Genomic DNA, 1,553 nt, shown 5'->3' with positions numbered 1-1,553 from the left:
ATTAGAGCGAGCAATAACCGACTTTGGAGCAGATATTGCTTTTGGAAAAGTAGGAGAAAAGATGAAGGAACATTATGGAATTGAAGCTTCTTCTTCCATTTCCTGCGGCTTTGACCATATCATGTAAAGTAACATTATTGGGACAACAAGCTATATAATAAGCTACATCGCGAGGGTCTTTCATGTTACGTCTTAATAAAAGCCAACGTGTCCACCCTTCAGGGCTATCTGAATTGACTTCTAGACGATACCAATGGTAATAGCGTTCGCCTTTCGCTCCTTTTCCTGCCGATAAACTCTGCCAATCTTTTGGCTTAGTTTCTGCAAGAAAGTGGCTGGCTGGACTTCGATCAAAATCTACGCTCACATGGTAATTAGAGGGTACAGCTAATATATAAGGACAGCATTCTTTCTCTAGATAAGCTCTTAAAGGATAAACTCCCTATACCTCGTCTCCCAATACTTAAAGAAGGCCTGATCCCATGGCCGAAAGCTCGCTGTAGCATCAACATGGCTAATTGTATTTTCGTTTTGAATTTAACTTCTTTAGATATACCAGCTCTTGCTCTACGTTCTTCATCTAAAAACCATTCTTCAGGGATATATAGCTCTCGATCAATTAGTACGCGGCCTTGGTTAGTTGCATAAGAAAGGAAAATCCCTACTTGGCAATTTTCAATTCTTCCTGCTGTTCCACTATATTGTCTTGCCACTCCTGCTGAATGCTTACCTTTCTTTGAAAATCCCGTCTCATCTATAGCTACTATGCCTCCTTCTTTATCTTTCAGCACTTCCATTTGCAAACTATCTCTGATTGCATCTGCTTGCCATAAACCACGGCGTAGTAGATGTTGAAAAGCGTAAGGGGTTTGTAAACCAGCCTCTTCTGCCAATTGCCAGGTGTTTTTATGTTCTGCTTTGCTCATTAGGCCTTAATGTTATTGCAAAGCTACTTGTCTAGCTTCTTCTCGGCTAAAAAAAGGCCTTAAAAATAGAGCTAACTCTTCTTTTTTTTGTTTTATAGTTTAGTTTATTGCTTTCAATTCCATGCCTCCCCCCTATTTAACAAATAAAATAGCGTACTATATTTTTTATTACCACTGTAGTACTAATTCTAGATTGGCATAGCATTTGTCAAAATTTTTTATCAGAATACCTTGACACAGACCTCCGAAGAACCGTAATTGATAACCTTGTAACCGCTTACCCTTTTTATCATTTTTTATAAAACTCTTAATCTAAAAGATCTATAAAATTTAAATTTTGAAAATATCTTTTACAATACTTTAACTATAAGTAATACCATTTAAACGAACTCCGTAAGTAGCAGCTATTGAGAATTGCAAACAGCCTTTTTCTAAATTCAAATAAGGGGGATAATTTAGGGAGGGAAAAGGTTTGGAAAGGAGGAAACCATGTTTGTAGCTTTTTATCATACAATAGAGGAATTAAATGCCATGGCAAAAAAGAAAGCCTATGGCAGTTACAGTTGTAAACTAAGAGCAGTGGTGATGGCGATGGAAGGAGAAAGCGCATATCAGATAGGAAAAGCG

The 1,553-nt window shown here is 37.5% G+C and carries 1 protein-coding gene; it reads right to left on the bottom strand.

Annotation, left to right across the window (positions count from 1 at the left end; genetic code table 11):
* Positions 1-374: 374 nt before the first annotated feature.
* Positions 375-926, bottom strand: coding sequence for a transposase (locus tag NEOC84_RS08015; protein ID WP_242678238.1), 552 nt, complete (start codon positions 924-926; stop codon positions 375-377).
* Positions 927-1,553: the final 627 nt, after the last annotated feature.

The sequence above is a fragment of the Neochlamydia sp. AcF84 genome (genome assembly GCF_011087585.1).
Taxonomy (GTDB): Bacteria; Chlamydiota; Chlamydiia; order Chlamydiales; family Parachlamydiaceae; genus Neochlamydia.
The sequence above is the reverse complement of the archived record's forward strand: the minus strand, read 5'-3'. Positions and strand labels throughout refer to the sequence as shown.